The following is a 21440-nucleotide window of genomic DNA, read 5'->3' on the forward strand; positions in this document are numbered from 1 at the left end:
GCGCGAACGGCGCGCCCGTCATACCCGTCACGCTGCTCGACAAAGGGGTCCCTTTTGCACGCCGATAGGGGGTCCTTTTTGGACGCCGATTGACACAGTTCAATCAACTGAGCCAGATCGGGAGCACCTTCGTCACCATCCGCGGCATCGAATCGAACCCGTTCATCGTCAATCGCGCGGCGGTGTACGTTGATGGGATTCCGTTTCGGGAGGTGCAGGACCAATCGCTCGGTTTCATCGAGCAGGTTGAGGTGCTGCGCGGCCCCCAGGGAACGCTCTACGGCTCGAACACCGAATCTGGATTGATCGTCATTCGTACCCGGATGCCGACGGATAGTTTCGAGATGGATGCGTCGCTCACGGGAACGTTCTTCGGCAATGGTGAGGGCATCGATGCGCGGTTTGCGGCGGGAGGACCACTTACCAGTACGCTCGCGGGATCGGTGGTCGTCACACACGAGGAGGCAGACAGCTTCCTGCGTAATATCGCATCGTCGATCGGCGAGCCCGGATACCTTCAAAACAGTTTCGTTCAGGGCAAGTTGCGATGGAACCCCACTGAACGCCTCACGATCGACTTGCTCAGCTACTATTTCCGCCAGCGCGCTCCGGGTCTCTACAAGCAGGAGTTCCTCCCGATCGATCCGGACGTCTACAATGCGAACTATTCTGGCTTCAATGGCGGCCTGACCCCCGGCCGCTATCGCCTCGTTAACGACGCTCCAAAAAACACGGAGCGCGACGAATACACGGTCGGTGCCAATCTGAACTACGACCTCGGCGGCGCGCGGCTCGACGTCAACGCCTCGTGGCGCAGCGACACGGATGACGCCTTCGGGACCGACATCGACTTGACCGCGCTGCCGGCGGTCGCCGGCGCTGACTTAGGAAGCGACCGGTTCGTCAATATGGAGGCGCGGCTTTCGGCGGCGAGGGGCGACCCGGTGCAATGGGTCGTCGGAATGAACCACTACCGCGATCGCCGTCAGCAAACCCTGTTGACCCTGGTGGGGCCCGGAGGCCTGGCCGATTATAACCCAGCCCCTCCGCAGACCAGCCGATCGCGGGATTATGCCGTGTTTGGAAATGTCAGCGTGCCGATTGCCGATAAGGTTCGGTTAGGTGGCGGCCTGCGGCTGGAAAGCGCCGAACGCGCGTTGAACCAGCAGGCTGGCTCGCTCGACCTTGGTCCCGCTGGTCAGTTTGCGTTCGCGGCCGAAGATCTCAGCCAAACCTTTACCGAGTTGCTCCCCCGTGTTTCCATCGACTGGAAGCCCACGGAAAATCTGCTGCTTTATACATCGGTCGCCAAGGGGTGGATTCCGGGAGGCTTCAACCTTGCCGCCGCGTCTGTCTCGGTAACGGAGGATTTCACGCGCTACGGAGCCGAGACACTGTGGACATATGAGGCGGGTGCCAAGCTGACCCTGCTGAATGGCCGGGCACTGTTGGCGGGCGCTGTCTTCCATACTGACGCGCAGAATTGGCAGGAGTACAACGTCCTCGTCGACAGCTCGGGGCAGGCGGTGTCAACCAATCTCATCACTTCAAACGCCGCAATCCGAAGCCGGGGTTTTGAGGTTGAGTTGACCGCGCGACCGGACCCGACGCTGAACCTCACCGCATCACTCGGTTACGTCGACTCCATCTACACCGATTATCGCTTCTCAGCGGTTCAGGACTTCACCGGAAACCGCGTCAAGCTTGTGCCTCGGTTCGACGCGTCTCTTGCCGCGAGCTGGCGACCGTGGCGCGGTCTTTTCCTCCGGGGCGAGGCGAATGCGGTCGGTGACACGCCTCTGCACCCAGAGAATATAGCCAAACAGAACGCCTACGTTTTGCTGAACGCGCAGGTCGGCTGGGAGCAGGATGAGTGGGATTTGCGTCTGTTCGTCGACAACATCACCGACGAGCGGGTTTTCACGACCCAAGCCTATTCGAACTTCGCGTTCGGATTTGACGGCACCTACTACGCGGGGATCGGCTCACCTCGCGTCATAGGTCTACGTTTAGCCCGTCGGTGGAGGTGAGTGTCGCCCGATAGCTCGACGAACCAGTGATGTTTCGCAATAGCTCAGTTGCTCCGGTCGCTAGCTAAGAAGTTGCTGGTCGGACGAGGTCTGTTGCCAGATGCAACTGGCTTCTTAGGCGCTGGATGGCTGCGACGCGTTCGCCAAGTTCCACCCGCCGATCGACGCGCTTAGCTACGCTCACCACAGGGGCGAAGACCATCCCGCCGTCTGCGAACTCGACGATGTGAAGAAGCGTTGCAGTCTACAAGCTTCGGTCGTCGGCCGCGCTTGGCGGCGCACGGCGGTCCTATAGTAGCACAAACGGCGACACATATTCGTTATGCTTTTCCAGTGGGGGGCGCCATCCGCCACCTGCATGCGTCGGCAGCGACGCGGCATTCGATACAAGTGCGAAGGATCGAGGCGATGGCCGGGCAGGTGGATGTAAACGGCGCGAGCGCCGACGAGCTGGACGCGGTGCCCGGCCTGAACGGTCACGGGTTCGAGATCGTCCGCTACCGGGAGGAGCGCGGCCGCTTCACCGACCTGCGGCAGCTGGAGGAAGTACCGGGGCTGGCGGGCAAGATCGACGACAGCCGTTCGTTCCTGACCGTTGGCGCGGACTGACCCGCCGGCCCGAGGCTCTCAGCCGCCGTGCGATCCGACGCCGGTGGGACCTTCCAGCACCTGACGCACCTTGGTTGCCAGTTCGCTGCGCTTGTAGGGTTTCTGGATCAGCTCGAACTCGGCCCCGCGCGCGTCCACGCGTTCGATCGAGGATTCCGCGTAGCCGGTGGTCAGCAGCACGCGCATCTTCGGCCGGCGGCGCTTCACCTCGCGCGCGAGCATGACGCCGTTCATGCCGCCCGGCATGATGAGGTCGCTGAACAGCAGGTCGATTTGCCCGGCCCCGTCGAGCAGCGTGAGCGCCTCGGCCGCGTTTTCAGCGCGAAGCACGGTGTAGCCGAATTCGGCAAGCACGGTTTCGGCATAGTCGCCGACGTCCGTCTGGTCCTCCACGACCAGCACGGTTTCGCTGCCGCGCTTGTCGGCGAGCGAGCGCGACTTGCGGAGCGACCGCAGGTCGGCCTCCGCATTCTCGCACGGGAAGAGCATCCGCACGGTCGTGCCCAGCCCCTCCTCCGAATAGATCCGGAGCGACCCGCCCGACTGCTTCACGAATCCGTAGACCATCGACAGGCCGAGACCGGTTCCCTTGCCCTGGTCCTTGGTGGTGAAGAACGGCTCGGTGACGCGCTTCAGCACCTCCGGCGACATGCCGGTGCCTTCATCGGTGATGGTCACGGAGACATAGTCGCCGGCCGCGATCTCGCCGAAGCCGACGTCGCCGTCCTCGATGGTGCGGTTGCGCACCTCGATCTGGATGGTGCCGCCATTTGGCATTGCGTCGCGCGCGTTGAGGAGGATGTTGATGATCGCCAGTTCGGCCTGCGTCGGGTCGATGCGGGCGTTGCAGGTCTGCTGCTCGTGCAGGATGCGCACGGTCACCAGGCCGCCGGCGGTGCGCTCGATCAGCGGGCGGAGCTCGTCCACCAGATCGACGATGTTGATGACGCGGCCCTGAAGCTTCTGGCGGCGCGAAAAGGCCAGCAGCTGCTGCGTGAGGGTGGCGCCCCGCTCGGCCGCCTGAAGCACCGCGTTGATCGATCGGACCGCCTTGGCGCGGTCGAGCTCACGGTCGCCCTCCAGCTGGTTCTTCAGCACGTCGCCGAAGCCCTGGATGACGGTCAGGAGATTGTTGAAGTCGTGGGCGACGCCGCCTGTCAGCTGGCCGACCGCCTCCATCTTCTGCGCCTGGCGGAGCCCCTCTTCCGCATCGCGGCGGCGGGTGACGTCGAGCTGCGAGGCGAAGAAGTAGATCAGCCGGTTGTCGGCATCGAATACGGGCGAGATGAACAATGCGTTCCAGAAGGCGGCGCCGTTCTTCTTGTAGTTGAGGATCTCGACGGAGGTTTCCTGCCGCCGCTCGATCGCGCGGCGGACCTCGGCCACGGTCTCGCGGTCCGTATCCGGGCCCTGCAGGATGCGGCAGTTGACGCCGATCAGCTCATCCCAGCTGTACCCGGTCATGTTGAGGAAGGCCGGGTTGGCGAACACGATCGGGTTGTCGGGAAGGTTGGGATCGGTGACGATCATCGGCATCCGCGTCGTCTTCACCGCGGCGAAGAAGATGCTGTTGCTGTCGTCGGTCATGTCGTGGTTCGCCGCACCGGCGAGATGGGGCGGCGGAGCGCCTGGCGGTGTTTCGGTCGTGATGTCGGTCATGCGCGTCCGGAGCTGGAGTGATGCTGCCCGGAGGTGCCGGCATTGCCGGCGAGAACGATCAACATGCCGCCTGGTTCCAACATGGATCAGTTTGCAGGTGCAGCAACCGTCGTGCCGGAGGGAAATGGTGCAGCGTCATTAACTTGCGGGCAACGTCGGAAGCCTTATATACCAGTCGTTATGGAAACTGCGTCCGCCCTGCGCGTCAAAGGCCGCCCGCGTGAGTTCTGCGTCGATCAGGCGCTGGCCGCCGCGCTCGGCGTGTTCTGGGCGAAGGGTTATGAAGGCGCATCCATGGCCGACCTGACGGAAGCCATGGGGATCACCAAGCCCAGCCTGTATGCCGCGTTCGGCAACAAGGAAGCGTTGTTTCACAAGGCGCTTGACCTCTACGAGGCCGAGAAGCTGGAATATACGCGCGCCGCGTTGGAGCAGCCGACGGCGCGCAAGGTGGCCGAGCATTTCATGCGCGGCGCCATTGATGCGCAGATGAGCAGCTGCGACCCCAAGGGATGCCTGGGCGTGATCAGCATGACCGCGTGCGGTGCCGAGGCCGAGTCGATCAAGGCCGACGTGATCAAGCGGCGGGCCTCGTCTCAGGCCGCGCTGGTGGAGCGGTTCGAACAGGCCAAGCGCGACGGCGACCTGCCCATGCACGTGGACATCGCGGGCCTGACCAGCTTCCTTTACGCGCTGCTGCAGGGAATGGCGGTGCAGGCCGGTTCGGGCGCGACCCGCGCCGACCTGGAGCGCGTGGTGGACACCAGCATGCAGCTGTGGCCAAGCCGGTAGAAAAATTCGCTACCGACCGGTATAAAAGCATTGACGGCAGCTGAATGCCTTTCTATACCACACAGTATAGAAGGCGTCGAGCGGCGGCGCCACGGCTTTCGAAGAGGATGCCGAGATGCGCCTTGCTGTCCCCGTCCCGCTGACCACCACCTGATCCCCAACCCCTTGTCCTGAGGCCGGGCACCGTGCGCGCCGCGCGCGGTGAACCGTCCCCGCTTGTCCAGATCACAGCGTCCTCCAACGTCGCCGCGGCTGATGGTCGCGGCGGCGACCGGACCGGCGCGCCCGCACAGGGAGATATCCCATGGCCTATGTCGATTTCTCGAACCAGATGACCGTCCAGACCGGCCTGCAGCAGGTCGCCGCCCCCGCCGTCCCCGAGGAGCGGCTGAGCGCACTCGAATGGGCGGTGGTGGCGCTGGCCCGGCGCGACCGCGTCGCGTCGCTGAAGGCGCCCGGCGCCCTTTCGATCGCGCTTGGCAAGGTGTTCGGCTCGGCCGGGCGCGGCCCGCACCTGGCCGACCCGCGCCTGGAGGCGCTGCGCCGTATCGCCGTGCTGACCTGGCACAAGGGCTTTGCCATCCCCGCGCGCGAAGTCGACCGCTTCGTGTCGGCCGGCTTCTCGCTGGGGCAATATGAGACGCTGGCGACCAGCATCGGCATCAGCCGGACGCAACGGGGAGCCGCGGCATGACCATGCAGTCGAAGGTCGAGGCGGATGCGGCCGACCGCGCGCCGCGCGAGCATCCGCGGTCCCGCTGGCGACGCGCGGGCTGGATCGCGCTTCCCGTGGTGGCGCTGGCCGGCGCGTGGAGCCTGTTCCACGACGATGGTCCGGCAGTCGCCGCGATGCCGGTGCCGACCGTGTCCGTGGCGCAGCCGCTGGTGCGGCAGGTGACCGAATGGGACGACTATGTCGGCCGGTTCGAGCCGAGCCGGTCGGTGGAAGTGCGCCCGCGCATTTCGGGCGCGATCACCGGCGTTCATTTCACCGACGGCGCGATCGTGCGGAAGGGCCAGCTGCTCTTCACCATCGACCCGCGCCCGGCCGCGGCCGCGCTGGCGGAAGCGCGCGCCAACGTCGCCAGCGCGGCGAGCGACGTGGCGCTGGCGCAGGCGAACCTGGACCGCGCCAACCGGCTGCGCGCGGAAGACGCGGTGTCGCAGAGCGATCTCGACCAGCTCGCCGCGCGGGTGCGGGCGGCGAACGCCGCGCTGGTGGCGGCACGCGCGCGCGTCCAGGCACGGGCGCTGGATGTGGAATTCACCCGGGTCGTGGCGCCGATTTCGGGCCGGATCTCCGACCGGCGGATCGATGCGGGCAACCTGGTGTCCGCCGGCGACACGAACGGCACGCTCCTGACCACGATCAACGCGCTTGATCCGATCTATTTCAGCTTCGATGCATCCGAAGGCCTGTTCCTAAAGGCGAAGCGCGACGGCGCGAACGGCGCGGCCGTGCAGATCCGCCTGCAGGACGAGGCGGAGCACGCCCATGCCGGGCGGCTGGACTTCACCGACAACGGGCTTGATCCACGATCGGGCACAGTGCGGGGGCGCGCGGTGCTCGCCAATCCCGACCTGTTCCTGACGCCCGGCATGTTCGGCAACATGCGGCTGGCAAGCGGCGGCACCGTTACCGCGCTGCTGGTGCCGGATGCGGCGATCCAGACCGACCAGGCGCGCAAGCTGGTGCTGACGGTCGGCCGCGACAACAGCGTGGTGGCAAAGCCGGTGGTGCTCGGCCCCGTGCTCGACGGGCTGCGGATCGTCCGAAGCGGGCTCGAGCCCGGCGACCGGGTGGTGATCAGCGGCACGCAGATGGCGACCCCGGGCAGCACGGTGGTGCCGCGGCCCGGCCGGATCGAACCCGTCAGCACCGCCACCGCCCCCACGACCAGCACGACCAGCGGCGCGGCGACCTTCGCCCGCTGACGCCGCCGACCGACCCGTTCTCACGACATCCTCCTTGAAGGGGAGCCTGCCATGCGCCTGTCGCGCTTCTTCATCACGCGCCCGATCTTCGCGGCGGTCATCGCGGTGGTCATCACCATCGTCGGCGGCCTCGCCTATTTCGCGCTGCCGATCTCGCAATATCCCAACATCGTGCCGCCGACGGTGACCGTCGCGGCCACCTATCCCGGCGCATCCGCCGAGACGGTGGCGGAGACGGTGGCGTCGCCCATCGAACAGGAGATCAACGGCGTCGACGGGATGCTGTACCAGTCGTCGCAGTCGACCGGCGACGGGCGCGTGACCATCACCGTCACCTTCCGACCCGGCACCGACCTGGATGCCGCGCAGGTGCTGGTGCAGAACCGCGTCGCCATCGCCACCCCGCGCCTGCCGCAGGAGGTGCAGCGGCTGGGCATCGTCACCAAGAAGACGTCGCCCGACTTCCTGATGGTGGTGAACCTGATCTCCCCCGACCGGTCGCTCGATACCGGTTACCTGTCCAACTATGCGCTGACGCAGGTGAAGGACCGGCTCGCCCGCATCGACGGCGTGGGGGACGTGCAGCTGTTCGGCGCGCGCGATTATGCCATGCGGATCTGGATCGATCCCGGCCGTGCCGCCGCGCTGGACCTGACCGCCGGCGACATCGTGTCCGCACTTCGCGCGCAAAACGTCCAGGTCGCTGCGGGCACGCTCGGCCAGCCGCCCTACAACCAGGGCAATGCCTTTCAGCTGAGCGTGGAGACGCAGGGCCGGCTGACCGAGCCGCAGCAGTTCGCCGACGTGGTGATCCGGTCCGACCCGGACGGCCGCCAGGTGCGCGTCCGCGACGTCGCCCGGGTCGAGCTGGGCGCCGCCGACTATTCCACCAACACCTATCTGTCGGGCGAGCCGACCGTGCTGCTGGGCGTGTTCCAGCGGCCGGGATCGAACGCGCTCGCCGCCGCCGAGGCGATCACGGCGGAAATGGACGCGCTCCAGCAGAACTTTCCCAAGGGGCTGGAATATCGCGTCATCTACAACCCCACCGAATTCATCGCCCAGTCGATCGACGAGGTGATGAAGACGCTGGGCGAGGCGATCGTGCTCGTCGTGCTCGTCATCATCGTGTTCCTGCAACGCTGGCGCGCCGCCATCATCCCGGTGGTCGCGATCCCCGTGTCGCTGATCGGCACCTTCGCCGTGCTGCTGCTGGTGGGCTATTCGCTCAACACGCTGTCCCTGTTCGGGCTGGTGCTGGCGATCGGCATCGTCGTCGACGACGCCATCGTCGTCGTGGAAAATGTGGAGCGCAACCTGGCGCAGGGGCAGACGCCGCTGCAGGCCGCCTTCACCTCGATGGACGAGGTGGCGGGCGCGCTGGTCGCGATCGTCGCCGTCTTGTGCGCGGTGTTCGTGCCCACGCTGTTCATGAACGGCCTGTCCGGCGCCTTCTACCAGCAGTTCGCGGCCACCATCTCCACCGCGACAGTCATCTCGCTGATCGTGTCGCTGACGCTTTCCCCCGCGCTCGCCGCCTTGTTGCTGAAGCATCATGCGGAGGATCACGGCCATCAGGGCCTGGTGATGCGCCGGGTGCGCGCCGCAGGCGACTGGTTCAACCGCGGCTTTGAAAGCATGAGCGCGCGGTACAGCCGGATGACGCACGCGCTGGTCACCCGGCCGCGCCGGGTGATGGTCAGCTATGCCGGGCTGATCGCGGCAACGGTGGCGATGCTGTGGTCGACGCCGACCGGCTTCATCCCCAGCCAGGACCAGGGCTATTTCCTGACCGTCATCCAGCTGCCGCCGGGATCGTCGGTGGAGCGCACCGATGCCGTCATGCGCAAGGTCGCCGGCCGCATCCTGCCGCTCGACGGCGTGAAGGGCGCGGTGATGCTGGCGGGCTTCGACGGGCCGTCACAGACGCTCGCCCCCAACGCGGCCGCCGCCTACATCCCCCTGACGGATTTCGAGGATCGTCCCGGCATCACGGTCGCCGACGTGATGGCGGAGGCGCAGAAGGCGACCGCCGACATCACCGAAGCGCGGCTGATGATCGTGCCGCCGCCCGTCATCCAGGGCATCGGCGCGGCCGGCGGCTTCCGCATGATGGTGCAGGACCGCGGCGGCCATGGCTACCAGGCGCTTGCCGAGCAGGCCTACGGCCTTATCGGCAAGGCCAACCAGGCCGAGGGGCTGGCCGGCGCCTACACCTTCTTCGACACCGCGACGCCGCGCGTGTTCGCCGACATCGACCGCGCCAAGGCCGATCTGCTGGGCGTGCCGCCGGAGCGCGTGTTCGAGGCGCTGAACGTCTATCTGGGCTCCGCCTTCGTCAACGACTTCAACCTGCTCGGCCGCACCTACCGCGTGACCGCGCAGGCGGACGCGCCGTTCCGGGCGACCGAAAGCGACATCGCCAACCTGAAGACGCGGTCCAATTCCGGCGCGATGGTGCCGGTGGGGTCGGTGGCGACCTTCAACGACACGACCGGCCCCTACCGCGTCGTGCGCTACAACATGTTCCCGGCGGTGGAGGTCGACGGCAACACCGCACCGGGCTTCTCGTCCGGACAGTCGCTGGTGACGATGGAGCGGCTGGCGGCGGAAACGCTGCCCAACGGGTACAGCACCGAATGGACCGACATCGCCTACCAGCAGCAGCTGGCCGGCAACACCGCCGCCCTTGTGTTCGCGCTGGCCGTGGTGTTCGTCTTCCTGGTGCTGGCGGCGCAATATGAAAGCCTGGTGCTGCCGCTGTCGATCATCATGATCGTGCCGATGTGCCTGCTTGCCGCGATGATCGGCGTGAACCTGCGGGGCATGGACAACAACGTGCTGACGCAGATCGGCCTGGTCGTGCTGATCGCGCTGGCCGCCAAGAACGCGATCCTGGTGGTCGAGTTCGCGCGGCAGGCGGAACAGCAGGACGGGCTGTCCCCGGTCGAGGCGGCGGTGCGTGCGGCGGGCGATCGTCTCCGCCCCATCCTGATGACCAGCTTCGCCTTCGTGCTGGGCGCGGTGCCGCTGCTGATTGCAAGCGGTGCGGGGGCGGAGCTTCGCCAGGCGCTGGGCACGGCCGTGTTCTTCGGCATGCTGGGCGTCACCGGCTTCGGCCTCGTCTTCACCCCCACCTTCTATGTCGTCTGCCGCGCGCTGGGCGACCGGCTGCGCCTTCGCCGCACGCCGCCCGCGCTGCAGCCGGCCGAATAAGGAGCCCCCCGTCATGATCCGTGTCCTTCTTGGCGCATCCTCCCTGCTTGCGCTCGCCGCCTGCGCGACCGGGCCGGACTATGCCCGCCCGGCCGCGCCGCCGGCCACAACCGGCGCGTTCGTCAGCGCGGGCCCGGCGGTCGACACCGCCGCCACCACCAACGACCGCTGGTGGCAGCTTTATGCCGATCCGGTGCTGGACGGCCTTGTCGCCGACGCGCTTGCCGCCAACATCGACGTGCGCGTGGCGGTGGCGCGGCTGGAGCGGGCGCGCGCGTCGCTGCGCGAGCGGCGGGGCGACCGGCTGCCGCAGGCGACGGCAGGCGCAAGCGCGACCTATGGCCGGCTGTCGGCGATCCAGCGCCCGCCCGGCGTCGCGCAGGAGGACTGGACGATCGATCTCGGCCTGGACGTCGCCTACGAGGTCGACCTGTTCGGCCGCGTCGGCCGCGGCATCGAGGCGGCGCGCGGCGATCTCGGCGCGGCGGCGGCCGATGCCGACGCGGTGCGCGTGGCGGTGGTGGCCGACACCACCCGCGCCTATGCCGACGCCGCCTCCGCGGCCGAGCGGCTGGCGGTTGCCACGCGCATCGTCGCGCTGCTGGACCAGGCGCTGCGCGTGACGCGAAGCCGGCAGGAGGTCGGCATGACCACGGGGCTCGACACGGCGCGCATCGCCGCGCTCCGCAACCAGCGGCAGGCCGAGGTGCCGGCGATCGCGGCCGAGCGGCAGGCGGCGCTGTTCCGCCTCGCCACGCTCACTGGCCGCGCGCCCGCCGCCCTGCCGGAGATCGCGGCGGCGCGCGACACGACGCTCAGGCTCGATCGGCCGATCCCGGTCGGCGACGGGGCGGCGCTGCTCGCCCGCCGGCCGGACGTGCGCGCGGCCGAACGGCGGCTGGCGGCCGCGACCGCGCGGATCGGCGTCGCCACCGCCGACCTCTATCCGCGCATCAGCCTGGGGGGATCGGTGGGATCCACGAGCACCGGGGTGGGCAACCTGTTCGGCGCGGGGCCGCTCAACTGGCTGCTCGGCCCGCTGATCAGCTGGGCGGTGAACCCGGTGCAGGCGCGCGCGCGCGTCGCCGGTGCGGAGGCGGACACGCAGGCCGCGCTCGCCACCTTCGACGGCACGGTGCTCACCGCACTGGAGGAGACGGAGACGGCGCTGTCCAACTACGCCCGCGTGCTGGAACGCCGCGCCGCGCTGCAGGCGGCGCGCGACCAGGCCGCGGTTGCGGCGCGCATCACCCGTGCGCAGCAGCGCGAAGGGCAGATCGACAGCCTGGCGCAGCTTGATGCGGAGCGGACCTTTGCCGACACCGAAGCGTCGCTGGCGCTGGTGGATGCCGAGATCAGCCGCGCGCAGATCGACCTGTTCCGCGCGCTCGGCGGCAACTGGTCGGCGTGAGCGATCAGCCGGGCAGCCGGGCGATCGGCTGTCCGGCGCGCACCGCCTCCCCTTCGGTCAGGTCGCCCAGCGCGGCGGTGGCGGGCAGGAACATGATGATGGTGGAGCCATGCTCGAACCATCCCATCTCGTCCCCGCGGTGGAGCGCCACGTCGAGCGCGCGGCGGCCCGGCCCGCCGTCCCGGAGCATCGCGGGCGTGTCGAGAAAGGTCAGCCGGATGCTCGCCACCAGGATGGCGGCGACCGGCACGATCAGGATCGGCGTGTCGTCTGTCGTTCGCGCCTCGATCACGGCGCGTTCGTTCCGGCAGAACAGCCGCTCCACCCGCTTCAGCGCCACCGGATTGACGTTCCAGCAGTCGCCCGACTGATAGGTCACCGCGTCCACCGTCAGGTCGGCGGGCGCATGGAAGCGGTGGTACATGCCCGCCGTCAGCCGCAACGTGACGAACCAGCCGTCCGCGAAGCGCCCGGCCAGCGCAGGATCGGGAATCAGTTCGTCCAGCCGATAAGGGAAGCCCTTCACCTGATAGGCGCGCCCGCCCTCCACCCGGCCATGCGCGCCGACGATCGCGTCGCACGGGCTGGCCAGCACGGTGGGATCGGGATGGAAGGGGCGCGCATCCGGCCGCAGCGCGCGGGTGAACCCCTCGCCCAGCGTCCGGTAGCGTGTGGAGGCGGCGTCCGACAGGTCGACGCCCGCGAAGAAGCGCCAGGCGGCAAGCGCGGGCCGCGCGACCAGCGGGTGGCGCGCGCGCGAGATGCGCCCCACCGCGCGGGTCGCAAGCCGGCGCGGCAGGCGGTTGGTGAGCAGGAAGTTCAGATCCTCCTGCAGGAGGACGCGCATCAGGCTGCCGCGAACTGTCATGGGCGTGTCATCTCGGTGGGTTGTGAGGCGGCATGAACCTGATCCTTGCCAGTGCGCTCGGCGTCTCCGCCGGCGCGTTCGCGCTGTCCGCCGGCCATCGGCGCCTGACCCTGTCCCGGGCCAAGCACAAATCGCTGGGCGGCCATGTCCGCATGGCGAAACGGGTGGCAGGACTGATCCCGGCCTTTGCCCATGGGCCCGACCGCTTCTTTTCGGTGGACGGCGCCGACGCCGCTGTCGCCGCGCGGCGGCAGGCCGGCTTCGATCGGCTGTCGGCGCTGTTCGGCGCGCGATACCCGAAGACGCTGGCGCTGACCCGCGCGGCGAAGGTCGGGCTGTCCGACCTGCAGTTCACCGGATCCTACCGCGTGCCCTTCCCCTTCGCCCAGCGCGTGCGTGACGCGCTCGGCACGGGTTCCTTTCTGCAAAGCTCGGACGGGCCGGTCGTCACCGACCTGGACGGCAACCGGCTGATCGACCTGACCGGATCCTACGGCGTCAACCTGTTCGGCTACGACTTCTACAAGCAGACCATCGCCGAGGGGGCGGCCGCGGTGGAAGCGCTCGGCCCCGTGCTCGGCGCCTATCACCCGGTGGTGGCCGACAATGTCGAGCGGCTGCGCGCGATCTCCGGCATGGACGAGGTGTCGTTCCACATGTCGGGCACGGAGGCGGTAATGCAGGCCGTGCGACTGGCCCGCTATCACAGCAAGCGCCCGCGCATCGTCCGCTTCGCCGGCGCCTATCATGGTTGGTGGGGCGAGGTTCAGCCCGGCATCGGCAACCCGGTGCCGGCCGATCGGACCCTGACGCTGGCCGAGGGGTCCGACCGCACGCTGAAGGTGCTGGCAACGCGCCGGGACATCGCCTGCGTGCTGGTCAACCCGCTGCAGGCGCTTCACCCGAACGGCGCGGCGCCGTCCGACAACCAGCTGGTCGACAGCGGCCGGCGCGCGGCCAAGGACCTGGACGCCTATCGCGACTGGTTGCAGCGGCTGGCGGCGGTCTGCCGGGCGCGCGACATCGTGCTGATCTTCGACGAGGTGTTCCTGGGCTTCCGCCTGTCGCCGGGGGGCGCGGCGGCCTATTTCGGCGTCCAGCCGGACCTCGTCACCTATGGCAAGACGCTGGGCGGCGGGCTGCCGGTCGGCGTGCTGTGCGGACGCGCCGCGCTGATGCGGCGGTGGCGGGACGACCGGCCGCTCGACATCTGCTTTGCGCGCGGCACCTTCAATGCGCACCCCTATGTCATGGGGGCGATGAACGCCTTCCTGCGCCGGCTGGAAACGCCGGAGGTCCAGGCGCTCTACGACGGCATCGACGATCGCTGGGACGCGCGCGCGGCGACCATGAACGCGGCGCTGGCCGAGGCCGGTGTGCCGGTGCGGGTCGAGAACCTGCAGACGGTGTGGACGGTGCTCTATACGGCACCGGCGGCCTATAACTGGATGCTGCAATATTACCTCCGCGCGGAGGGGCTGGCGCTCAGCTGGGTCGGCACCGGGCGGCTGATCTGGAGCCTGGACATCGACGACGGCCTGTTCGCGGAAGTGGTCCGCCGCTTCACCCAGGCGGCCCGGGCGATGGCGGCGGACGGGTGGTGGGACACGCCCCCCGGCCTGACCAACAAGGCGCTGCGCCGCGCGGTGATGCGGCGCGCGCTTGCCGTCCGGCTGAAGGGTCAGGCGGCGGCGGCGTCCGGATAGTCCATGCGCTCACCGCGGAGCAGACGCTTGGGCGCGCTCTTGTAGAGGCGGAAGTCGCTGAACGGGTCGGTAACGATTTTGGTCGCCCAGACCAGCCCCGTTTCCACATCGCGGATGAAGAACAGCTGCAGCGAGCGGAAGGCGATGGCGCCCACGCCCAGGAACAGCCAGCCGATCCCGACATGGCGCAGATAGCCTTCGACACCATCCGGCTCGGCAAGCGTGCCGAACAGCGTCGGCGACAGGAGCAGGACGATCGGAACGGACGCCCACAGGCTCATCAGCACCCATTTGCGAAAGAGATTGTAGCCGATCTTGATCTCTTCCTTGTGGTCGTGGGTCGCGCCGTTGACGTGGTCGAAGGTCTTCGGCTCGAAGAAGAAATGCCCGGCCTGGCGGCTGGTCATCGCAACGCCCCAGGCGAGCAGGCTGGCCGCCGCCGGATCGACCCACACGATGGCGTAGGCGACCAGGAAGGTGCAGGCCGACACGAAGTGCAGGCTCTGGTTCACCAGGCTGTGATGGTAGAAGCGGTGATCGTCCCAGCGTTGTTCGGCAAGTTGGGCGCGAAAAGCGGTCATCGGGCGTGGTCCTCGGTGAGCTTCTGGTAGCGGACGAGTGAAAAATGGCCGAGCGGCGGCAGCGGGCGGTTCTCCAGCAGGCGGACGTCCGCCCGGGTCGCGGCCCAGGCCTCGTATCGGCTCCATGGAAAATCGGTGCGGAAGCCCAGCCGGCTGGTGACGGGCATCAGCGTGCGTTCGATCGCGCCGCGAAGCCCCTGCCCCGCGCCGACGCGCGTGGTGATGATGATCTCCCCGCCCGGCCGGCAGATGCGCACGAACTCGTCCAGCGCGCGTTCCGGATGCGGGCAGGCGGTGATGACATATTGCGCCACCACCACGTCGAAGCTGTTGTCGGCATATTGCAGGTTCTCGGCATCGCCGACGACGACCTGCTCGACATGGTGCAGATTCTGCTCGCGGACGCGGGCGCGCGCCTTGTCCAGCATGGCGTCCGACAGGTCCACCGCGACGATGCGGTTGCCCGGCTGATATTGCGGAAGCGAGATGCCGGTGCCCACCCCGACCTCGATGATGCGGCCGCCGACCCGTTCCGCCGCGACGATCGCGTCGGACCGGCCGCGCCGGAACACCGGGCCGAAGACAAGATCGTAGACCGGCGCCCACCGATCATAGGCGCGGGCGACACCCGCCGTACTCATCCGGGTCGCCATCAGTCCACGCTCCGCGTCAGCTTCCGAAGATTGCTGTTTGCAGGACGCTGTGACGTTTTCGAGACAGATTGATGACGTTTCAGCGAAGATCAAAGACAATCTGAAACCAAATTGTCATCGCGCTTTTACATAACTGTCTTTGACGTCGTTTAGGCAATGCTCGAAGGGACAAAGAGATCCCGGCCACTCATGGGAGAAGTCGAGATGGCGTCCCAAGTGATGACTTCGCCGATCATGCCGACCGCCCGTACCGCCCGCCCGACACCCAAGTCGCGGCAGGTCCAGTCGGTTCCCGCCTGGATGTTCGAGCCCGACGGGGAAGACAGCGGCAACGCGCCCAAGCGCACCCGCCAGCGCACCATCTTCATTTCGGACTGCCACCTGGGCACCGCCGGCGCCAATGCCGAGCTGCTGCTCGACTTCCTGAAGAAGCACGAGTGCGAGACCTTGTACCTGGTCGGCGACATCGTCGACGGCTGGCAGCTGCGCAAGGGCTGGTACTGGCCGCAGGCGCACAACGACGTGGTTCGCGCCGTCCTGAAGATGGCCAAGCACGGCACCCGCGTCGTCTACGTCCCGGGCAACCATGACGAGCATTTCCGCGACTATGTCGGGCTGGAATTCGGCGGCATCGAGCTTCTCGACGACGACGTCCACGTCACCGCCGACGGCCGCCGGCTGCTGGTGATCCACGGCGACCAGTTCGACAATGTCGTGCTCTACCACAAGTGGTTGGCCTTCCTGGGCGACTGGGCCTACGTCGCGCTGCTCAGAAGCAACCGCTGGGTCAACCGCTGCCGCCGCATGTTCGGCCTGCCCTACTGGTCGCTGGCCGCGCACATGAAGAAGCGGGTGAAAAACGCGGTGTCGTTCATTTCCCGCTTCGAGGAAGTGGTGGCGCATGCCGCCGCCGAACGCGGAGTGGACGGCGTGGTGTGCGGGCACATCCATTCCGCAGAAATTCGCGAATTCGGCGACATCACCTACTACAACGACGGCGACTGGGTTGAGAGCTGCACCGCGCTGGTCGAGGATGCCGACGGCACGCTGCGCATCGTCGACTGGGCGGAGCGGGTCCGCGAGGAAACGATGCGCGAGCGCACCCGCCCGCGCCTGATCAAGGCCGAGGCGGTGCCGGCATGAGGATCGCGCTGGTCAGCGATGCCTGGCGCCCCCAGGTGAACGGCGTTGTTCGCACGCTGACCACCACCGCTGCCGAGCTGGCGCGGATGGGGCATGTCGTGGAGGCGGTGACGCCCGACCAGTTCACGACGCTTCCCTGCCCCGGCTATCCCGAGATCCGCCTGGCGCTCGGCGCGGGGCGGGGCGTCCGGCGGCGGCTGGAGGCGATCGGCGCCGATGCCATCCACATCGCGACCGAAGGGCCGCTCGGCTGGGCGGCGCGGCGCTGGTGCGTGGCGGAAGGCGTGCCCTTCACCACGTCGTTCCACACCCGCTTTCCCGATTATCTCGCGGTTCGGACGAAGCTGCCGCCCGATCTGTTCTGGTCCGCGCTTCGCCGCTTCCACGAGCGGGCGGAGCAGGCGTTCGTGGCGACGCCGACGCTAGAGGCCGAACTCAGGACCCGCGGCTTTTCGCGCCTGCACCGCTGGGGGCGCGGCGTCGACCTGTCGCTGTTCCGGCCAGATGGACCGCGCCTGCCGGAGGTGGAGGGACTTGCCGGGCCCGTCATGCTGCATGTCGGCCGCGTGGCGCCGGAAAAGAACATCGAAGCGTTCCTTGCCGCCGACGTGCCCGGGACCAAGCTGGTGGTGGGCGACGGCCCCGCACTGCCGGCGATGCGCCGCCGTTATCCCAACGCCGTCTATCTGGGCGCGCTGCATGGGGAGCGGCTGGCCGCCGCCTATCGCAGCGCCGACGTGTTCGTCTTCGCCAGCCGCACGGACACGTTCGGACTGGTGATGGCGGAGGCGATGGCGAGCGGAACGCCCGTCGCCGCCTATCCGGTCGCAGGTCCCGTCGACGTCGTGTCGGAGGGCGCGGGCGTGCTCGGCGAGGATCTGGCCACCGCCATCCACGGTGCGCTCCGCCTCGACCGTGCGGCTGCAGCAGCGGCGGGGCGCGCATTCGGCTGGGATCGCTGCACCCGCCAGTTCCTGGACGGATTGCGGCCGATCACGCGCCTGGCAAAGGCCGCCTGAGCACGGCGCGGGCGCGCGCCGTCGTCCGTCAGGTCAGGTTCGGCCGCAGCCAGCGTTCAGCCTCCGCCTTCGGCACGCCGCGCCGGGCGGCATAATCCTCCACCTGGTCCATGCCGATCTGGGCGACGCCGAAATAGGCGGCCTCCGGATGCCCGAAATAGAAGCCGCTGACGGCGGAGGTCGGCCACATCGCCATGCTTTCGGTCAGCGTGATGCCGGCCACCGCGCCACCGGCCACGTCGCCGCCGTCCGCCAGCATCTCGAACAGCTTCGGCTTCAGCATATGATCCGGGCAGGCCGGATAGCCGGGCGCCGGGCGGATGCCGCGATACTGTTCCTTGATCAGCGCTTCGTTGGTCAGCTGCTCGTTCGGCGCATACCCCCACAGCGTCGTGCGGACATGCTGGTGGAGCCGCTCGGCAAAGGCCTCGGCAAAGCGGTCGGCCAGCGCCTTCAGCAGGATGTCGTTGTAATCGTCATGCGCCGCCTTGAAGCGCGCGAGATGCGGTTCGATGCCGTGGATGGCGACCGCAAAGCCGCCCAGCCAGTCGCCCGCCGGATCGACGAAGTCGGCCAGGCACATGTTGGCGCGCCCCTCCCGCTTGGCGACCTGCTGGCGCAGCATCGGCAGGCGCGTGCCCGCCTCGTTCGTGCGGTCGAGATCGGGCACCTTGATGAAGGGCGGCACGCTCGCGCCGTCGGGCGAGCGGTGATCGTCGCTGTGCCGGTTCTGGACGAACAGGTCGTCGCCGCGCCGGTGGGCGGGCCACAGGCCGGCCACCCCCCGCGCGGTGAGCCACTTCTCGTCGACGATGCGGGTGAGCATCGCCTGCGCATCCGCCCACAGGCTGCGCGCACTTTCGCCCACCACTTCGTCATCGAGGATCGCGGGGAAGATGCCGGCCAGCTCCCACGACCGGAAGAAGGGCGTCCAGTCGATCACCTCGACAAGGTCGCTGAGGCTCCAGTCATCGAAGCGGTGGATGCCCGGCTGGCGCGGCGCCGGCGGCTTCAGCGCGAAATCGGCGACAAAGGCGTTCTGCCGCGCCTTCTCCAGCGTCACGAGGTTCGATCCGCTGGCATTGGCGCGCTTGACGCGGATGTCGTCATATTCGGCCTTGGTCCGGCCGACGAAATCGGCGGACTGCGTTTCCGACACCAGGCTGGTGCACACACCGACCGCCCGGCTGGCGTCCAGCACATGGACCACAGCGCCCGGATAGGCCGGGTCGATCTTCAGGGCGGTGTGGACGCGGCTGGTGGTGGCGCCGCCGATCAGAAGCGGCATGGTCATGCCCGCCCGCGCCATCTCCTCGGCCACCGTCACCATCTCGTCGAGCGACGGAGTGATGAGGCCGGACAGGCCAATCATGTCGACGTTGTTGTCGTTGGCGGCATCGATGATCGTCTTCCACGGCACCATGACGCCCAGGTCGATGATCTCGAACCCGTTGCACTGCAGAACCACGCCGACGATGTTCTTGCCGATGTCGTGGACGTCGCCCTTGACGGTGGCGAGCACGATCTTGCCCTTGCCCTTGGCGCCCGGCTCCTTGGCAGCCTCGATGAAGGGCAGGAGGTGCGCCACCGCCTTCTTCATGACGCGCGCCGACTTCACGACCTGCGGCAGGAACATCTTGCCCGACCCGAACAGGTCGCCGACAACGTTCATGCCGTCCATCAGCGGACCTTCGATCACCTCGATCGGCCGTGCGGCGGCCTGCCGTGCCTCCTCCGTATCCTCGACCACGAAGGCGTCCAGGCCCTTCACCAGCGCATGCTCCAGGCGCTTCTCGACGGGCCAGCTGCGCCATTCCAGCGCCGCCTTGTCGTCAGCCGGGGTGCCCTTCTGGCCCTTGTAGCGCTCGGCGATGCGGATCAGCCGATCGGTCGGCGTCTCGTCGGATTGGCGTTGCGGCCGGTTGAGGATCACGTCCTCGCACGCTTCGCGCAGTTCCGGATCGATCTGGTCGTAGACGTCGAGCTGCCCGGCGTTGACGATCGCCATGTCGAGCCCGGCCGGGATGGCGTGGAACAGGAACACCGAATGCATGGCCCGGCGCACCGGCTCGTTCCCGCGGAACGAGAAGGACAGGTTGGACAGCCCGCCCGAGAAATGGACATGCGGGCAGCGGCGGCGGATCTCCTTCACTGCCTCGATGAAGTCGACGCCGTAGTTGTTGTGCTCCTCGATCCCCGTCGCGACGGCAAAGACGTTGGCGTCGAAGATGATGTCTTCCGGCGGGAAGCCGATGCTCATCAGGAGCTTGTAGGCACGCTCGCAGATCTCGACCTTGCGCTGCTGCGTGTCGGCCTGCCCGACCTCGTCAAACGCCATCACCACGACGGCCGCGCCATAGGCCATGCACAGGCGGGCTTCCTTCAGGAACTTGTCCTCGCCCTCCTTCATGCTGATCGAATTGACGATCGGCTTGCCGGACACGCATTTCAGCCCGGCCTCGATCACCTCCCACTTCGATGAATCGACCATCACCGGCACGCGCGCGATGTCGGGCTCTGCGGCGATGCGCTTCAGGAAGGTGGTCATCGCCTCGACCGCGTCGAGCAGACCTTCGTCCATGTTGACGTCGATGATCTGCGCGCCGTTTTCCACCTGGTTGAGCGCGACGGTAACGGCGGCCTCATAGTCGCCCGCCATGATCAGCTTCTTGAACGCCGCCGACCCGGTGACGTTGGTGCGCTCGCCGATGTTGACGAACTGGGTGTTGGGCGGAAGGTCGTGGACGGGCGCCATGGATCAGGCCGCCATCGTGAACGGCTCGAGCCCGGCGAGCCGGGTGCGCACGGGCTGAACGGGCACGGGGCGGGGCGGAAGCGCGCCGCAGGCGTCCGCGATCGCCTTGATGTGCGCGGGCGTCGATCCGCAGCACCCGCCAAGCACGTTGACCTGCGTCTGCGCCGCCCATTCGCGCACCAGCGCCGCGGTGGTGGCCGGCGCCTCGTCATAGCAGCCCAGCTCGTTGGGCAGGCCGGCGTTCGGATAGACCATGATCAGCGTGTCGCAGAGGTCCGACAGCGTTTTCACATGCGGGCGCAGCTGTTCCGCGCCAAACGAGCAGTTGAGGCCGATGGTGATCGGCCGCGCGTGCCGCGTCGCGTGCCAGAACGCCTCCACCGTGTGTCCCGACAGGTTGCGCCCGCTGAGGTCGGTGAGCGTCATGGACAGCATGATGGGCACGTCGCGCCCCGCCGCCTCCGCCGCCTCGTTGACCGCCATGATGCCGGCCTTGGCATTCAGCGTGTCGAACACGGTTTCGATCAGGATGAAGTCCGCGCCGCCGGCGATCAGCGCGTCTGTCTGCTCGCGGTACACATCCTTCAGATGATCGAAGTCGATCTCCCGGTACCCGGGATCGTTGACGTCGGGGCTGAGCGACAGCGTCTTGTTGGTGGGGCCGATCGCGCCGGCCACGAAGCGGCGGCGGCCGTCCTGGGCGGTGAACTCGTCGGCGATCCTGCGCGCCATCGCCGCGCTTTCGTGATTGATGTCGCGCACCAGCGACTCCGCGCCGTAGTCCGCCTGGCTGATGCGGTTGGCGCTGAAGGTGTTGGTTTCCGCGATGTCCGCGCCGGCGGCGAAATAGGCGCGGTGGATGCTTTCGGGCACATGCGGCGCCGTCAGCGCCAGGATGTCGTTGTTGCCCTTCTGGTCGTGGCCGAGGTCGAGCGTGCCGCGATAATCCTCCTCCGACAGCTTCCAGTTCTGGATTTCGGTTCCGAAGGCGCCGTCGATGAACAGGATGCGCTCCCGCGCGGCGGCAAGAAACGCTTCGCGAACAGGAAGATCATCGGCCATG

General features: G+C 67.8%; 16 protein-coding genes. 10 read left to right on the forward strand and 6 right to left on the reverse strand.

Annotated elements, in window-relative coordinates; translation table 11 throughout:
- The first annotated feature begins 89 nt into the window (after window positions 1–89).
- Together GGR88_RS09470 and GGR88_RS09475 are read left to right on the forward strand one after the other, a co-directional pair.
- A complete protein-coding gene (locus tag GGR88_RS09470; RefSeq protein WP_167954487.1) occupies window positions 90–2030 on the forward strand; it encodes a TonB-dependent receptor in 1941 nt (646 codons plus the stop codon).
- Window positions 2031–2438: 408 nt separating this feature from the next.
- The gene (locus GGR88_RS09475; RefSeq protein ID WP_167954488.1) at window positions 2439–2639 is read left to right on the forward strand and encodes a helix-hairpin-helix domain-containing protein; all 201 of its coding nucleotides are present in this window, start codon (window positions 2439–2441) and stop codon (window positions 2637–2639) included.
- Window positions 2640–2657: 18 nt separating this feature from the next.
- Here the strand turns inward: GGR88_RS09475 and GGR88_RS09480 are convergent, their stop codons facing one another.
- A complete protein-coding gene (locus tag GGR88_RS09480) occupies window positions 2658–4298 on the reverse strand; it encodes a histidine kinase famiy protein (protein WP_167954489.1) in 1641 nt (546 codons plus the stop codon).
- 180 nt (window positions 4299–4478) lie between these two features.
- On the opposite strand from GGR88_RS09480, the gene GGR88_RS09485 reads away from it, so the two are divergent.
- The 5 genes from GGR88_RS09485 (at window position 4479) to GGR88_RS09505 (ending at window position 11652) form a co-directional block, all read left to right on the forward strand.
- The gene (locus tag GGR88_RS09485) at window positions 4479–5090 is read left to right on the forward strand and encodes a TetR/AcrR family transcriptional regulator (RefSeq protein WP_167956075.1); all 612 of its coding nucleotides are present in this window, start codon (window positions 4479–4481) and stop codon (window positions 5088–5090) included.
- Window positions 5091–5394: 304 nt separating this feature from the next.
- On the forward strand, window positions 5395–5784 hold the full coding sequence (locus GGR88_RS09490; protein ID WP_167954490.1) for a hypothetical protein: 390 nt from the start codon (window positions 5395–5397) through the stop codon (window positions 5782–5784).
- Entirely contained in the window at window positions 5781–7025 is a 1245-nt protein-coding gene (locus tag GGR88_RS09495; protein WP_167954491.1) for an efflux RND transporter periplasmic adaptor subunit, read from the forward strand. The genes GGR88_RS09490 and GGR88_RS09495 overlap by 4 nt, the downstream gene beginning before the upstream one ends.
- A gap of 51 nt (window positions 7026–7076) precedes the next feature.
- The gene (locus GGR88_RS09500; RefSeq protein ID WP_167954492.1) at window positions 7077–10241 is read left to right on the forward strand and encodes an efflux RND transporter permease subunit; all 3165 of its coding nucleotides are present in this window, start codon (window positions 7077–7079) and stop codon (window positions 10239–10241) included.
- Between the two features lie 13 nt (window positions 10242–10254).
- Window positions 10255–11652 carry an efflux transporter outer membrane subunit gene (locus tag GGR88_RS09505; RefSeq protein ID WP_167954493.1) on the forward strand — a complete coding sequence of 466 codons (1398 nt, stop codon included), beginning with the start codon at window positions 10255–10257 and terminating at the stop codon, window positions 11650–11652.
- Window positions 11653–11656: 4 nt separating this feature from the next.
- Here GGR88_RS09505 and asd read toward each other — a convergent pair whose 3' ends face one another.
- Window positions 11657–12520 (reverse strand): archaetidylserine decarboxylase, encoded by an 864-nt coding sequence (gene asd / locus GGR88_RS09510; protein WP_167954494.1) that lies wholly within the window; start codon window positions 12518–12520, stop codon window positions 11657–11659.
- Between the two features lie 32 nt (window positions 12521–12552).
- Here asd and GGR88_RS09515 point away from each other — a divergent pair, with 32 nt between their 5' ends.
- Window positions 12553–14226: an aminotransferase class III-fold pyridoxal phosphate-dependent enzyme gene (locus GGR88_RS09515; RefSeq protein WP_167954495.1), complete on the forward strand. Its 1674-nt coding sequence runs from the start codon at window positions 12553–12555 to the stop codon at window positions 14224–14226.
- Here GGR88_RS09515 and GGR88_RS09520 read toward each other — a convergent pair.
- Window positions 14202–14807, reverse strand: a complete 606-nt coding sequence (locus tag GGR88_RS09520; protein WP_167954496.1) for a DUF962 domain-containing protein — start codon at window positions 14805–14807, stop codon at window positions 14202–14204. The genes GGR88_RS09515 and GGR88_RS09520 overlap by 25 nt on opposite strands.
- Window positions 14804–15460 carry a class I SAM-dependent methyltransferase gene (locus GGR88_RS09525; protein ID WP_167954497.1) on the reverse strand — a complete coding sequence of 219 codons (657 nt, stop codon included), beginning with the start codon at window positions 15458–15460 and terminating at the stop codon, window positions 14804–14806. Before GGR88_RS09525 ends, GGR88_RS09520 begins: the two co-directional genes overlap by 4 nt.
- A gap of 300 nt (window positions 15461–15760) precedes the next feature.
- On the opposite strand from GGR88_RS09525, the gene GGR88_RS09530 reads away from it, so the two are divergent.
- Window positions 15761–16603 carry a UDP-2,3-diacylglucosamine diphosphatase gene (locus GGR88_RS09530; RefSeq protein WP_245196979.1) on the forward strand — a complete coding sequence of 281 codons (843 nt, stop codon included), beginning with the start codon at window positions 15761–15763 and terminating at the stop codon, window positions 16601–16603.
- A complete protein-coding gene (locus tag GGR88_RS09535; RefSeq protein ID WP_167954498.1) occupies window positions 16600–17622 on the forward strand; it encodes a glycosyltransferase family 4 protein in 1023 nt (340 codons plus the stop codon). The genes GGR88_RS09530 and GGR88_RS09535 overlap by 4 nt, the downstream gene beginning before the upstream one ends.
- A gap of 28 nt (window positions 17623–17650) precedes the next feature.
- Here the strand turns inward: GGR88_RS09535 and metH are convergent, their stop codons facing one another.
- On the reverse strand, window positions 17651–20377 hold the full coding sequence (gene metH, locus GGR88_RS09540; RefSeq protein ID WP_167954499.1) for a methionine synthase: 2727 nt from the start codon (window positions 20375–20377) through the stop codon (window positions 17651–17653).
- A gap of 3 nt (window positions 20378–20380) precedes the next feature.
- Window positions 20381–21439, reverse strand: a complete 1059-nt coding sequence (locus GGR88_RS09545; protein WP_167954500.1) for a homocysteine S-methyltransferase family protein — start codon at window positions 21437–21439, stop codon at window positions 20381–20383.
- Between the last annotated feature and the right edge of the window lies 1 nt (window position 21440).

It is taken from the genome of Sphingomonas jejuensis, from assembly GCF_011927695.1.
Lineage (GTDB): Bacteria > Pseudomonadota > Alphaproteobacteria > Sphingomonadales > Sphingomonadaceae > Sphingomonas_K > Sphingomonas_K jejuensis.